Source organism: Streptomyces chrestomyceticus JCM 4735, from assembly GCF_003865135.1.
Lineage (GTDB): Bacteria > Actinomycetota > Actinomycetes > Streptomycetales > Streptomycetaceae > Streptomyces > Streptomyces chrestomyceticus.
Genome location: NZ_BHZC01000001.1, coordinates 3,923,565 through 3,936,604 on the forward strand (window position 1 = coordinate 3,923,565; position 13,040 = coordinate 3,936,604).

Genomic DNA, 13,040 nt, shown 5'->3' on the forward strand with positions numbered 1-13,040 from the left:
GCCATCCCCATGGGGGGCGGGTGTCAAACCGGGTGCGGCCCGGATGACCTGCGCCCCCCGCAGCACCCCCCTACCCACCCAAACACAGAAGGCCCGCGCCCCCCACAGGGGACGCGGACCCTCGTACGCAGCAGTCGGTCGGCGCTTCAGCCGGCCACGCGGACCATGTCCGCCTGCGGCCCTTTCTGGCCCTGCGAGATCTCGAACTCGACCCGCTGACCCTCCTCAAGGGTGCGGTAACCGTCCATCTGGATCGCGCTGTAGTGGACGAATACATCCGCACCACCGTCGACCGCGATGAAGCCGTACCCCTTCTCCGCGTTGAACCACTTGACGGTGCCCTGAGCCATGCCTAACTCCCCTATTACTGGCCCTTGCACAGGACCGCACTCCGCGGACCCGGGTCAGACCTCACCCCCCGACAGGAGGGGGTGTGCGCCGGAACGCGTCGACCGCCGCTGAATGTATCTGTCCAACTGCCCAGCGCAACAGGTCAGTCGGACGAGAATTCTTCTCGGGAACAATCGCAAATATGCGAAGAAAAGCCCATACGGCAGGGCAAGTCGGGCCGGGCAAAGCTCACCAACGCGACAAATCATGTCCACACTTCGCGCACAACTTGCCGGGCACTCATATGCGTTCGGCACGCGCTGGACGAGGAATCACCTCAACTGTATCGCCTTTAACAACATGGAATCGCCCCGTCCGCTTCGTGGCGGACGGGGCGATTCCAGCCGTTCGGCCGGGGAAGGGCCGAAAAAGATCGTTACGGCGTCCGGGCGACCGCCTCAGCAGCCGCCGGCCACCGCCGGGATGATCGATACGCCGGCGCCGTCCGGCGTCGGCGTCGCCAGGCCCTGCTCGAAGCGCACGTCGTCGTCGTTGACGTAGACGTTCACGAAGCGCCGCAGCTTGCCGGTGTCGTCCAGGACGCGGGCCGCGATGCCGGCGTGGTTCTGCTCCAGGTTCTGGATGACCTCGGAGAGGGTCGCCCCCTCGGCGGGGACCTCGGCCTGGCCGCCGGTGTAGGTGCGCAGGATGGTCGGGATGCGGACGTTGACGCTCATGGTGTGCTGCCTTCCAGCTCGCGGGAGGAGTGCGTAGGGGCGGCGGGCGCGGGCGTACCGATGACCGCGGGCGCGGACGGGGTACGCCGGCGCGTGCCGTGGTGTACGGGACGCGTACCGGTGTGTACCGACGCGTACGGGTGCGCGCGACCGCGTACGGGTGTGTACGGCCGCGCGCGGCGGTCAGCCCGCCAGGCCGGCCGCGCGGAACGCGTCCAGGCTCGGGCGGATGGTGGCCGTGGGCCCGGTGGTCGGCGCCACGGCGTCCAGCGTCTTGAGCCCGTCGCCGGTGTTGAGCACGACGGTGGTCAGCGCCGGGTCGAGCAGCCCGTCCTCGATCAGCTTCTTCGTGACGCCCACGGTCACCCCGCCGGCCGTCTCGGCGAAGATGCCCTCCGTACGGGCCAGCAGCTTGATCGCGTCGACCACCTGCGCGTCGTTCACGTCCTCCACCGCGCCGCCGGTGCGCCGGGCGATGTCGAGCACGTACGGGCCGTCGGCCGGGTTGCCGATGGCCAGCGACTTGGCGATGGTGTCCGGCTTCTGCGGCCGTACGACGTCGTGACCTGCCTTGAAGGCGGTCGAGACCGGCGAGCAGCCCTCGGCCTGGGCGCCGAAGATCTTGTACGGCTTCTCCTCGACCAGGCCGAGCGCGATCAGCTCCTTCAGCCCCTTGTCGATCTTCGTGAGCTGGGAGCCGGAGGCGATCGGGATGACGATCTGGTCCGGCAGCCGCCAGCCGAGCTGCTCGCAGATCTCGTACGCGAGGGTCTTGGAGCCCTCGCCGTAGTACGGGCGCAGGTTCACGTTGACGAAGCCCCAGCCCTCGCCGAGCGGGTCGCCGATCAGCTCCGAGCAGAAGCGGTTGACGTCGTCGTAGGTGCCCTCGATGCCGACCAGCTCGCCGCCGTACACCGCGGCCATGACGACCTTGCCCGCCTCCAGGTCGTGCGGGATGAACACGCACGAGCGGAAGCCCGCCCGGGCCGCCGCCGCGCCCACCGCGCCGGCGAGGTTGCCGGTGGAGGAGCAGGACAGGGTGGTGAAGCCGAAGGCGCGGGCGGCCTCGACGGCGATGGCGACGACGCGGTCCTTGAAGGAGTGCGTCGGGTTGCCGGAGTCGTCCTTGACGTACAGGCCGCCGGTGACGCCCAGCTCACGGGCCAGGTTGTCGGCCTTGACCAGCTTGGTCAGGCCGGGGTTGAGGTTGGGCTTGTCCGCCACGTCGGCCGGGACGGGCAGCAGCGGCGCGTACCGCCAGATGCTGTTGGGGCCCGCCTCGATCCGCTTGCGCAGGCCCTCGGGGTCGCCCGCCGGCAGGTCGTACGCCACTTCCAGCGGTCCGAAGCAGGAGGCGCAGGCGAAGATCGGTCCGAGGTCGAAGCGCTCGCCGCACTCGCGGCAGGACAGCGCGACGGCGGGACCGAGGGAGACGCTGGCGGACGGGGTGCTTTCGACGGATTGCACAGCCATGGAGGCGAGGCCCTTTCTCCTCATCTTCCTCGCGACGCATCTCGCCGCGAGACGGAATTGGCACCTTCCCGAGCCGGGAGCCTCGCGGGCCGCGTACCTGCGCGACGACGGAGACCGGCTGGAGGGTTGCCGGGGCTTCAACGGGCCGTATCCCTCTGCCCCTCTGGATGAGCGGTATGGCACCGGGCCGGGGCCCAGGCGTTTGTCGCGCCGACCCCGGCATGTCCGGGACGATCGCGTTGTTCAAGACTGTAGCCGAAGGGCCGGGCGGTCGAGACAGCCGTCCGCACCGCGAGATGGATCACATCGCTGATCCGGGAACGAAGGAGACCCGCACGTGCTGGAAGAGGTGGAGCGCTGGCTGGCCGGCCGGTCCTGGTCGGCCGCGGACCGCCCGCTCGACCGGTTGCTGGCCGCGAAGCGCGAGACGGGGCAGACGGTCTCCGTCGTGCTGCCCGCGCTCGACGAGGAGGCGACGGTCGGCGCGATCGTCGAGTCGGTCCGTACGGAGCTGATGACCCCGTCGGTGCCGCTCGTCGACGAGCTGGTGGTGCTGGACTCGGGCTCCACGGACGGCACGGCCAAGGTCGCGGCCGAGGCGGGCGCGCGGGTGGTCCACCGGGACGAGGTGCTGCCGCGGCTGCCCGCGCTGCCCGGCAAGGGCGAGGTGCTGTGGCGCTCCCTGCTGGCCACCGGCGGCGACATCGTCTGCTTCGTCGACGCCGACCTGCGCGAGTTCGACGCGGGCTTCGTCTCCGGGATCGTCGGTCCGCTGCTGACCGACCCGGACGTGCAGTTCGTCAAGGGCATGTACGACCGTCCGCTGGGCGAGGCGGCGGGCCAGGGCGGCCGGGTCACCGAGCTGGTCGCCCGGCCGCTGCTGAACCTGCACTGGCCGCAGCTCGCCGGGTTCGTGCAGCCGCTCGGCGGGGAGTACGCGGCCCGCCGGTCGCTGCTGGAGCGGCTGCCGTTCCCGGTGGGCTACGGCGTCGAGCTGGGCCTGCTGGTCGACGCGCTGCACACGGTGGGGCTGGACGCGCTGGCCCAGGTGGACATCGGGGTGCGCAAGCACCGCCACCAGAGCGGCCAGGCGCTCGGCAGGATGGCGGCGGCCATCTACCGCACCGCGCAGTTGCGGCTGGCCCGCGGCCACCTGGTGCGCCCGCGGCTCACCCAGTTCGAGCGCGGGGAGACCGGTTTCGTGCCGCGTACCTGGGACGTGGACACCGAGGAGCGGCCGCCGATGGCGGAGATACCGGAGTACGCGGAGCGCCGGGCGGCCTGAGACGGGCGGCGGGCGGCCCGAGAGGCGATCGGTGGGCGGCCCGATGGGCCCGACCCAGGGTCCCGGGCCGGGCGCCGCGCGGCCCGCTTCCGACGCCGCGTAAACAGTGACGTTCCGCCTCCGCTCCGCACGTTTGAGCGGATGGGTGGCGGGCTAGTCTCGCAACATGGTCTCCGAGCGTTCTGGTGCCAAGGTCCTCGTCGCGTCCAACCGCGGTCCCGTCTCGTACACGAAGGGGGACGACGGCACGCTGACCGCCAAACGGGGCGGCGGCGGGCTGGTCTCCGGGCTGTCCGCGATCGGCCCGGACGCCGGTGCGGTGTGGGTGTGCGCCGCCCTCGGGGACGGCGACCGCGAGGCCGCCCGGCGCAGCGGCGGCCATCTGGACACCGCCGATACCGGCGGCCAGCACGTACGCATGCTGGACATCCCCGCCGACGTCTTCACCGACGCCTACAACGGCATCGCGAACTCCGTGCTGTGGTTCGTCCACCACATGCTCTACCAGACGCCGCTGGAGCCCTCCTTCGACGACGCGTTCCGCGCCCAGTGGGCTTCGTACGAGGCGTACAACGCGGCCTTCGCGGACGCGCTCGCCGACGAGGCCGCGCCCGGCGCCGTGGTGCTGGTGCAGGACTACCACCTCACGCTGGTGCCCGGTCTGCTCCGCGCCCGCCGCCCCGACCTGCGCATCGGCCACTTCTCGCACACGCCGTGGGCGCCCGCCGACTACTTCCGGATGCTGCCGGACGACGTGGCCGAGGCGGTGCTGCGCGGCATGCTGGGCGGCGACCGCGCCGCGTTCCTGACGCGGCGCTGGGCCGAGGCGTTCGCCGAGTGCTGCGCGGCGGTGCTGGGCGCCGAGGTGGCACGCGACGCGGACGGCGGGCTGAGCATCGTCCACGAGGGCCGGACGACGCGGCTCGGCGTGCACGGTCTGGGCGCGGACGCGGAGTTCCTGCGGGAGCGGGCGCACCGCCCGGACGTGGACGAGCGGCTGGCGGCGCTGCGCGAGCAGATCGGCGGGCCGGACCGGAAGACGATCGTGCGGGTGGACCGTACGGAGCTGTCCAAGAACATCGTGCGCGGGCTGCGCGCCTACCGGGCGCTGCTGGCCGGGCACCCCGAGTGGCGCGAACGCGTCGTGCACATCGCGTTCGCCTACCCCTCCCGGCAGGACCTGGAGGTCTACCGCTCCTACACCGACGAGGTCGGGCGGCTGGCCGAGGAGATCAACGAGGAGTACGGCACCCCGGGCTGGCAGCCGGTCGTGCTGCACGTGAAGGACGACTTCGCGCGGTCGCTGGCCGCCTACCGGATCGCCGACGTGGCGCTGGTCAACCCGATCAGGGACGGGATGAACCTGGTCGCCAAGGAGGTCCCGGTGATCTCCGAGGCGGGCTGCGCGCTGGTGCTGTCCCGGGAGGCCGGGGCGTACGCGGAGCTGGGCGAGGACGCGGTCTGCGTCAATCCGTACGACGTCTCGGCCACGGCGCGCGCGCTGCACGAGGCGCTGTCCATGGAGGACGGCGAGCGGGCCGAGCGCTCGAAGCGGCTGGCCGCCGCGGCCACCGCGCTGCCGCCGGACCGGTGGTTCCTCCAGCAGCTTCGGGCGCTGGAGGAGTAGCGCGCCGGGGCCCCGGGAGGGCCCCGGCCGCAGAGCTGTCAGGTCGCCCGTCAGGCGGGCTCCTCCAGCCGGTCCGCGAGAGCGTGCAGCAGCGCGACCACGCCCGCCGGGCCGTCGACGACCAGGTCCGCCCGGCCGGCCAGCTCGGCGACCTCCGCGCTGCCGCTGCACACCAGCACCCCGGCCAGTCCGTCCGACCGCAGCTTGTCCACGGCGGAGAAGGCGGCGAGGTCGCCGAGGTCGTCGCCCCCGTACAGGACGGTGGTGGCGCCGGTCTCGCGGACGTACTCGGCGAGCGCGACGCCCTTGTCCATGCCGGGCGGCCGCAGTTCGAGGACGTACCGGCCGGGCTCGACGATCAGGCCGTGCCGCTCGGCGAGCGCGTACAGCGGCTCGCGCAGCAGCTCGAAGGCGGCCTGCGGGTCCTCTGCGCGGCGGGTGTGCACGGCGATGGCGCGGCCCTTGTCCTCCACCCAGGAGGCGTGCCAGGCGCCCAGTCCGTCCAGGACGCCGGGGAGTTCGGCCTGTACGGCGGCGACGCCGGGCGGCGGCGCGGGCGCCCGTACCGTGCCGGTGGCCGCGTCCCAGCGCTCGGCGCCGTAGCCGCCGAGGACCACCAGCCGTTCCAGGCCCGGCGCGTCCGTGAAGCCGCCGAGGCGGACCGCGACGCCGGCCGGGCGGCCGGTGATGACCACCAGGGAACACAGCCGCGGCGCCAGACGGGCCAGCGCGGCGACGGCGCCGGGGTGGGCGCGGGCCTTCTCGGGGTCGGGCACGATGTCGGCGAGTGTGCCGTCGAAGTCGAGAGCGAGCACGGCTCGGCCGGGGCTGTCCAGCAGCGCGGCGAGACCGTCCCGGCCCGCTTCGGTGACCGGTGTCGGCAAGGAGTTCGGGGGGCTGCCCATGGCGACGAGGTTACCGGGCGGGTGCGGGCGGGTGCCGGGTACGGGGGGGACCGGCGCAGCGCGGCGTCGGCTGCGGGTGCCTGGGTACGGGCGTATCGGCGGCTCGTGCCGTCTTCCGGCCCCGCACCCCGGCCCGTCCGGCGCCCCGCGGGCCGTCCCTCAGCGGCGGCCGCGCCGGGCCTCGCGGACGCGGCGCAGCCGGTTGACCGTGACCGGGTCGTGGGCGAGCGCCCGCGGGTCGTCCAGCAGGGCGTTCAGCAACTGGTAGTAGCGGGTCGGCGAGATGCCGAGCCGCTCGCGGATGACCCGCTCCTTGACGCCCGGCCGGGGCCAGGAGCGGCGCTCGACGCCGAGCACCGCCTCGTCCTGCGGGGACAGTGCTCCTATGCCACCGCCTCCGGTGCCGCCGTCGGTGCCCTCACTCGTCATCACCCGTCCACGATAAGGCCGCGGTACGACAATCCCCGCCGCCGGTCCGGAGGCGGGGGGCGCCGGGGCGCGCTACGGGGTGCCGGGGCGCGCTACGGGGTGCCGGGGCGCGCGGCGGCTCACTCGGCGGAGTTGTCCGCCTCGTTGGCCGTGTTCTGGATGTCGCTGAGCACGCCGGCCGGGTTGCCGTTGGCGCCCACCGCCTTGCCCATCTTCGCCTTGACGGTCTTGCTGACCAGCGGCCAGGAGGTCTTGTCCGCGGGGTAGAACACGGCGTTGTCCAGTTGGCGCAGGAAGCTGTGCAGCTTGGCGTACTTGCTGTCGGCGAGCATCGCGTGGGAGCCGGAGGTGGTGACCGGCAGCAGCCCGTAGTGGCCCGAGAAGTCCATGACGTTCTTCTCGTCGTAGACGAAGTCGAGGAACTTGCCGACCTGGTCGCGGTGGCCGTTCTGCTTGAACGCCGTCATCCAGTCGGCGACGCCCATGGTGGCCTTGGCCTTGCCGGCCGGGCCCGGCAGCTCGACGGTGCCGTACTCGACGCCCTTGGCCTCGGCCTGCTTCATCAGGGTGGGGTGGCCGTTGAGCATCCCCACGTCGCCGGCCGCGAAGGCGTTGAAGGCGTCCTGGCGGTTGAGCTTGGCCGGATCGCCGCCGGTCAGCCCCGGGGCGACCAGTTCCTTCTTCAGCCACTCGAAGGTCTTGACGTTCTCCTTCGAGTCGATCGTGTACTTGCCGATGCTGTCGGTGTAGCTGCCGCCGCCGCTGAGCATCCACATCAGCGTCTCGGCCTGCGTCTCCTCCGGGCCCAGCGGCAGCGCGTACGGCATCTTCACGCCCTTGGCCTTGAGCTTGGCCGCGTCGGCCGCGACCTGCGCCCAGGTCTCCGGCGGGTCGGTGATGCCCGCCTCGGCGAAGAGCTTCTTGTTGTAGAACAGGCGGCGGGTGCTGGAGCCGAAGGGCATCCCGTACTGCTCGCGGTTGTACTCCCCCGCCTCCGCGAGGGCGGGGACGAAGTCGGCCTGCACGGGGATGGAGAGCACGTCCCTGGCCTTGTAGAGCTTGCCTTCGGCCGCGTAGTCGGCGTACGCGCCGATCTGGGCCATGTCCGGAGCCTTACCGGACTTGACCATCTCCTCGACCTTCTTGTCGACGTCCGTCCAACTGTAGACCGAGACGTCGACCTTGATGCCCGGGTTCTTCTTCTCGAAGTCCTTGACGAGCCTGTTCCAGTAGTGCTTGGAGGAGTTCGACGCGTTGTCGCCGTAGTCCGCCGCGACGAGCTTGAGAGTGACGTCGCCACCGTCGCCCACGCCGCTGCCGCAGGAGGACAAGGAGAGCGTCATGGCCGTGGTGAGTCCCGCTGCCGCCAGGCTCAAGTACCGCCGCTGCACTGCCGTTACCGCCTTTTGTCCCGAATGTTCCGTGCTTGCCGGGGAATGCCCGGTGGCTTCAGAGGTCCACCCTCAACCGGCATGAACGACGAGTCTCCCCCGTTTACCCACACAAGGTCTACACCACCCCTCATTTCGTTGGCGTATCGCCTGTCACACCCACAGGTCGCGGTGGTACGGAAGCGGCCGTACGGACCGGAATCACCCCGTCCGGGCCGGCCGACCCACCCCGTCCGGACCTTGCGGAACCACCTCCTGCCCCCAGGCCCGAGCACGCCCTTCGCGGGAGCGGAACCACGCCATCCCCGCGAGTGGACTAGACCTTTCACGGCCGATCGCGCGAAACTGTCCCCGTGAGACACGTCATCGCCCTTGATGTGGGCGGCACCGGAATGAAGGCCGCCCTGGCAGGCGCGGACGGCACACTGCTCCACGAGGCCCGGCGCCCCACCGGCCGGGAACGCGGCCCGGAAGCGGTCGTCGCCTCGATCCTGGACTTCGCCGAGGAACTGCGCGAGACCGGGCGGCAGCGGTTCGGCAGCACCGCCGCGGCGGCCGGCGTCGCCGTCCCCGGCATCGTCGACGACGCGCGCGGCATCGCCGCCTACTCCGCCAACCTGGGCTGGCGCGACGTCCCCCTGCGCGCCCTGCTCTCCGAGCGCCTGGGCGGCGTCCCGGTCGCCCTCGGCCACGACGTCCGCACCGGCGGCCTCGCCGAGGGCCGGATCGGCGCGGGCCGCGGCGCCGACCGCTTCCTGTTCGTACCGCTCGGCACCGGCATCGCCGGCGCCATCGGCATCGAGGGCCGCATCGAGGCGGGCGCGCACGGCAGCGCGGGCGAGATCGGCCACATCGTCGTACGGCCCGACGGCCCCGACTGCGGCTGCGGCCAGCGCGGCTGCCTGGAGACGCTGGCCTCGGCCGCCGCCGTCGGCCGCGCCTGGGCCGAGGCGTGCGGCGACCCGCGGGCCACCGCCGCCGACGCCGCCAAGGCCGTCGAGTCCGGGGACGCCCGCGCGCAGGCCGTCTGGCAGGACGCGGTGGACGCCCTCGCCGCCGGCCTGGTCACCTCGCTCACCCTGCTCGACCCGCACACGCTGATCATCGGCGGCGGGCTGGCCGAGGCGGGCGACACGCTGTTCGAGCCGCTGCGTGCGGCGGTCCGCTCCCGGGTGACCTTCCAGCGGCTCCCCCTGATCGTTCCGGCTGCGCTCGGGGACGCCGCCGGCTGCCTGGGCGCAGGTCTGCTCGCCTGGGATCTTCTCTCCACGGAGGTAACTGCCTGATGCCGCTGCAACAGTCCGGGGACAGCGCCCCGAGCCCCCGGCGCACCGTCCTGACGGGCGCCCGGGTCGCCCTGCCGTCCGGCGTCGCCGACGAGGGCCTGGTGGCCTTCGAGGGCACCCGTATCACCGACGCGGCGGACGCCGCCGGGGCGACCGCCCCGGCACCCGGCGACCGGGTGATCGACCTGACCGGCCATCTCGTCGTCCCGGGCTTCGTCGACATCCACGTACACGGCGGTGGCGGCGGCTCCTTCTCGTCCGCCGACCCCGAGGAGTGCCTGACGGCGATCGGCACCCACCGGCGGCGCGGCACCACCACCCTGCTCGCCTCCACCGTCACCGGCGACCTCGACGAGCTGGCCCGGCAGGCCGCCGTCCTGGCCGAGCTGACCGAGCAGGGCGACCTGGCCGGCATCCACTTCGAGGGCCCGTTCATCTCCCCGCACCGCTGCGGCGCCCACCAGCCCGGCCTGCTGCGCGACCCCGACCCGGCGGACGTGCGCAAGCTCGTCGACGCCGCGCGCGGCACCGCGAAGATGATGACCCTGGCGCCCGAGCTGCCCGGCGGCCTGGACTCCGTACGGCTGCTCGCCGACGCCGGGGTGATCGCCGCCATCGGCCACACCGACTCCTCGTACGACGCGACCCGCGAGGCCATCGACGCGGGCGCGACCGTCGCCACCCACCTGTTCAACGCGATGCCGCCGCTCGGGCACCGCGCGCCGGGGCCGATCGCCGCGCTTCTGGAGGACGAGCGGATCACCGTCGAGCTGATCAACGACGGTACGCACCTGCACCCCGCCGTCCTGGAGATGGCCTTCCGGGACGCGGGCGCGGACCGGGTCGCCTTCATCACCGACGCGATGGGCGCGGCCGGCATGAACGACGGCATGTACCCGCTCGGCCCGATGACCGTCGAGGTCAAGGACGGTGTCGCCCGCATCGCCGACGGCCCCACCGCCGGTTCCATCGCGGGCTCCACCCTCACCCTCGACCGCGCCTTCAAGCGCGCGCTCACCATCGACGGACTCACCGTCGCGCAAGCCGTACAGGCCCTGTCCGGCAACCCGGCCCGGCTGCTCGGCGTCGCCGACCGCACCGGCTCGATCGAGGCGGGCAAGGACGCGGACCTGGTCGTCCTGGACGCCGCGTACGACCTGGTGGGCGTGGTGCGGCGCGGGGAATGGGTGGTGCGGCCGACGGGGGTGTGAGGCGGCGCACGGGACAGCGGGGCGGAGCGTCCGCGCCCGAGTGACGCGCGGCAGGGCCGAACGGGCCCCCGCACGTGCCACATGGCCGGTTCGGGGTGCCCGGACCGGTGCAGACCGTGCGGCGGTCGGCCCAAGGGCTGGGCCAACCACCGCTCGCGATGGCATGATCGCTGCGCACTCGCGCACCGGCGCACCGGTCCGTCCCGTACGGACCCACCGGTCACCGGCCCGGTGTGCCGCCGTATGTCCACGTACGTTCCGGGGAGGGGGAACCATGATCCTCACGGTCACGCTGAACGCAGCCCTCGACATCACCTACCGCGTGCCCCGGCTCCAGCCGCACTCCACCAACCGCGTCACCGAGGTCTCCGAGCGCCCGGGCGGCAAGGGCCTGAACGTCGCCCGGGTGCTGACCGCGCTCGGCCACCGGGCGGTCGCCACCGGCTTCGCGGGCGGCGGCACCGGCGACGCGCTGCGCTCGCTGCTCGCCCAGGAGACCTCGGTGACCGACGCGCTGGTCCCGGTCGGCGACGCGACCCGGCGCACCGTCGCCGTCGTGGACGAGTCCACCGGCGACACCACCCAGCTCAACGAGCCGGGCCCGGTCGTCACCCCCGCCGAGTGGGACGCGTTCATGTCCACCTACCGCGAACTGCTCACCGGCGCACAGGCGGTGGCCCTGTGCGGCAGCCTCCCGCCGGGCGTCCCCGTCGACGTCTACGCGCGGCTGACCCGCGCCGCCCGTACGGCGGGCGTACCCGTCCTCCTGGACACCAGCGGCGAACCGCTGCGCCGCGGCCTGGCCGCCCGCCCCGACCTCGCCAAGCCCAACGCCGACGAACTGGCCGCCCTCACCGGCTCCACCGAACCCCTGCGCGCCGCCCGCGACGCCCGCCGCCGCGGCGCCCACACGGTGGCCGCCTCTCTGGGCGCCGACGGCATGCTCGTGGTCACCGCGGACGGCGCCTGGCAGGCCGCCCCGCCCCGCCGCATCGCCGGCAACCCGACCGGCGCCGGCGACTCCGCGGTGGCCGGCCTGCTCTCCGGCCTGGTCGAAGACCTGCCCTGGCCGGCCCGGCTGGCGCGCGCGGTGGCTCTGTCGGCGGCGACCGTACGGGCCCCGGCGGCCGGGGAGTTCGACCGGGGTACGTACGAAGAGCTGCTGGGGCGCGTGACGGTGACGGAGCATCCGGTGGCGGCATAGGCGCGTGGCGGCATAGGCGCGTGGCGGCGTAGGCGCGTGGCGGCGTAGGGGCGTGGCGGCGCATCCGGTCCGGCGTGAGGGGTGTGACGGCCGCTGCCGGGTGCTTTCGGGCGTCGCTGAGTGCCGGGCCTCAGCGCTTGACGTGCCCCGCCTTGAGGTAGACCCGGTCGAGGTTGACCTCGCACTGGTCGCCCTGCTCGCAGGAGATCTTGAGCGTGTTGGTGCCCTGGTTGAGGTTGATCCACCGGTAGGTGGTCGTCCAGCCCTTGTCCCAGGCTCCTTCGGCGGCGTGCGCGAAGTTCGACATGTTGATCTTGTCGGGCTGCCCGCCGTTCACCCCGAGCGACGCCTTCATGTCCTTCCCCGGCACCCCGTAGTCGATCAGCAGGGTGTACTCACCGCTCTTGGGAACGTCGACCGACCAGGTGGCGGAAGCGCCGACCTTGTTCAGCGACACGTAGGCGCCGTTCGCCGCCTTGGCGCCCGGTACCGACTTGTCCGTGGTCGCCTCCGGGCTGAGCGAGAGCGACGCCGCGGCCTCCTTCGGCAGCGGCCCCTGGGACGGCTTGCCGGACGGCTTGTCGCTGGGCTTGACGGACTCGCCGGCCGTCGGGGTCGGGTCGGCACCGCCGCCCGCCTCGTCCTTCTTGCCGCCGTCCTTGTTGGTGATCATCGCCACGCCGATGCCGATGCACACCACCGCGACGACCGAGACCGCGCCGATCAGCAGCCCCTTGTGGTTGCGCCGGGGCGCGCCGCCGTTGCCGTGGCCCGGGGGCGGGCCCTGGCGGGCGTCGCCGCCGCCCGGGAGCGTCTCGGGGGCGGCGTAGTGGGCGTTCTGCTGCCCGTACGGCTGCTGGTTCTGCTGTCCGTACGGCTGCTGCGCGGGGACCTGCTGCTGGCCGTACTGCCGCTGTCCGTACTGGCGCTCACCGACCGCGCGCACCTGGTTGTACGAGGCACGCGGTACACCCGGCCGACGCGCTGCCGAGCCGCCGCCCGCCGCGCCCTGCCCGCCGCCCTCGCCGCCCTCGGAGCGGTAGAGGTGGGCGAACGGGTCGTCGTCCTCGGGCGTGCCCGCACCGTTGTTGCCGGCCGTCATTCCGTGTCACTCCCCAGCGGTCTGTGCGAGATGGCTGTGCTGATCTTCGGGCCCCCGGCG

12 protein-coding genes and 1 riboswitch are annotated in these 13,040 nt (G+C 72.9%); of the genes, 5 read left to right on the forward strand and 7 right to left on the reverse strand.

The features are described from left to right. Positions 1–146: 146 nt before the first annotated feature. The 3 genes from EJG53_RS16395 to thrC form a co-directional block, all read right to left on the reverse strand. Positions 147–350: a cold-shock protein gene (locus tag EJG53_RS16395; protein ID WP_003986833.1), complete on the reverse strand. Its 204-nt coding sequence runs from the start codon at positions 348–350 to the stop codon at positions 147–149. Between the two features lie 438 nt (positions 351–788). Continuing rightward, entirely contained in the window at positions 789–1,067 is a 279-nt protein-coding gene (locus EJG53_RS16400; protein ID WP_031001649.1) for a MoaD/ThiS family protein, read from the reverse strand. Positions 1,068–1,250: 183 nt separating this feature from the next. Continuing rightward, positions 1,251–2,540, reverse strand: a complete 1,290-nt coding sequence (thrC, locus tag EJG53_RS16405; RefSeq protein ID WP_125045463.1) for a threonine synthase — start codon at positions 2,538–2,540, stop codon at positions 1,251–1,253. A 17-nt stretch (positions 2,541–2,557) separates the two neighbouring features. Beyond that, positions 2,558–2,714: riboswitch (SAM riboswitch) on the reverse strand. A gap of 163 nt (positions 2,715–2,877) precedes the next feature. Between thrC and EJG53_RS16410 the strand changes: the two genes are divergently transcribed. Both EJG53_RS16410 and EJG53_RS16415 read left to right on the forward strand, forming a co-directional pair. Next, positions 2,878–3,825, forward strand: coding sequence for a glucosyl-3-phosphoglycerate synthase (locus EJG53_RS16410; protein WP_125045464.1), 948 nt, complete (start codon positions 2,878–2,880; stop codon positions 3,823–3,825). A 166-nt stretch (positions 3,826–3,991) separates the two neighbouring features. Continuing rightward, the gene (locus tag EJG53_RS16415; RefSeq protein ID WP_125045465.1) at positions 3,992–5,452 is read left to right on the forward strand and encodes an alpha,alpha-trehalose-phosphate synthase (UDP-forming); all 1,461 of its coding nucleotides are present in this window, start codon (positions 3,992–3,994) and stop codon (positions 5,450–5,452) included. Positions 5,453–5,502: 50 nt separating this feature from the next. On the opposite strand, the gene otsB is transcribed toward EJG53_RS16415, so the two are convergent. The 3 genes from otsB to EJG53_RS16430 form a co-directional block, all read right to left on the reverse strand. Beyond that, a complete protein-coding gene (otsB, locus tag EJG53_RS16420) occupies positions 5,503–6,357 on the reverse strand; it encodes a trehalose-phosphatase (protein ID WP_125045466.1) in 855 nt (284 codons plus the stop codon). A gap of 159 nt (positions 6,358–6,516) precedes the next feature. After that, positions 6,517–6,786, reverse strand: a complete 270-nt coding sequence (locus EJG53_RS16425) for a DUF3263 domain-containing protein (protein ID WP_031001642.1) — start codon at positions 6,784–6,786, stop codon at positions 6,517–6,519. A gap of 119 nt (positions 6,787–6,905) precedes the next feature. Then, a complete protein-coding gene (locus tag EJG53_RS16430; protein WP_125045467.1) occupies positions 6,906–8,177 on the reverse strand; it encodes an extracellular solute-binding protein in 1,272 nt (423 codons plus the stop codon). 353 nt (positions 8,178–8,530) lie between these two features. On the opposite strand from EJG53_RS16430, the gene EJG53_RS16435 reads away from it, so the two are divergent. The 3 genes from EJG53_RS16435 (at position 8,531) to EJG53_RS16445 (ending at position 11,878) form a co-directional block, all read left to right on the forward strand. Further along, positions 8,531–9,463: an ROK family protein gene (locus EJG53_RS16435; RefSeq protein WP_125045468.1), complete on the forward strand. Its 933-nt coding sequence runs from the start codon at positions 8,531–8,533 to the stop codon at positions 9,461–9,463. After that, entirely contained in the window at positions 9,463–10,674 is a 1,212-nt protein-coding gene (nagA, locus tag EJG53_RS16440) for an N-acetylglucosamine-6-phosphate deacetylase (protein WP_125045469.1), read from the forward strand. The genes EJG53_RS16435 and nagA overlap by 1 nt, the downstream gene beginning before the upstream one ends. A gap of 274 nt (positions 10,675–10,948) precedes the next feature. After that, entirely contained in the window at positions 10,949–11,878 is a 930-nt protein-coding gene (locus tag EJG53_RS16445) for a 1-phosphofructokinase family hexose kinase (protein WP_125045470.1), read from the forward strand. 130 nt (positions 11,879–12,008) lie between these two features. Here EJG53_RS16445 and EJG53_RS16450 read toward each other — a convergent pair whose 3' ends face one another. After that, positions 12,009–12,980, reverse strand: coding sequence for a carbohydrate-binding protein (locus EJG53_RS16450; RefSeq protein ID WP_125045471.1), 972 nt, complete (start codon positions 12,978–12,980; stop codon positions 12,009–12,011). Positions 12,981–13,040 lie beyond the last annotated feature (60 nt).

Excerpts from the sequence above, each read along its gene's own strand:
- EJG53_RS16395 (WP_003986833.1), bottom strand. The coding sequence starts at position 350 with ATGGCTCAGGGCACCGTCAAGTGGTTCAACGCGGAGAAGGGGTACGGC.
- EJG53_RS16450 (WP_125045471.1), bottom strand. The coding sequence starts at position 12,980 with ATGACGGCCGGCAACAACGGTGCGGGCACGCCCGAGGACGACGACCCG.
- EJG53_RS16415 (WP_125045465.1), top strand. The coding sequence starts at position 3,992 with ATGGTCTCCGAGCGTTCTGGTGCCAAGGTCCTCGTCGCGTCCAACCGC.
- EJG53_RS16425 (WP_031001642.1), bottom strand. The coding sequence starts at position 6,786 with ATGACGAGTGAGGGCACCGACGGCGGCACCGGAGGCGGTGGCATAGGA.
- thrC (WP_125045463.1), bottom strand. The coding sequence starts at position 2,540 with ATGGCTGTGCAATCCGTCGAAAGCACCCCGTCCGCCAGCGTCTCCCTC.
- nagA (WP_125045469.1), top strand. The coding sequence starts at position 9,463 with ATGCCGCTGCAACAGTCCGGGGACAGCGCCCCGAGCCCCCGGCGCACC.
- otsB (WP_125045466.1), bottom strand. The coding sequence starts at position 6,357 with ATGGGCAGCCCCCCGAACTCCTTGCCGACACCGGTCACCGAAGCGGGC.
- EJG53_RS16400 (WP_031001649.1), bottom strand. The coding sequence starts at position 1,067 with ATGAGCGTCAACGTCCGCATCCCGACCATCCTGCGCACCTACACCGGC.
- EJG53_RS16445 (WP_125045470.1), top strand. The coding sequence starts at position 10,949 with ATGATCCTCACGGTCACGCTGAACGCAGCCCTCGACATCACCTACCGC.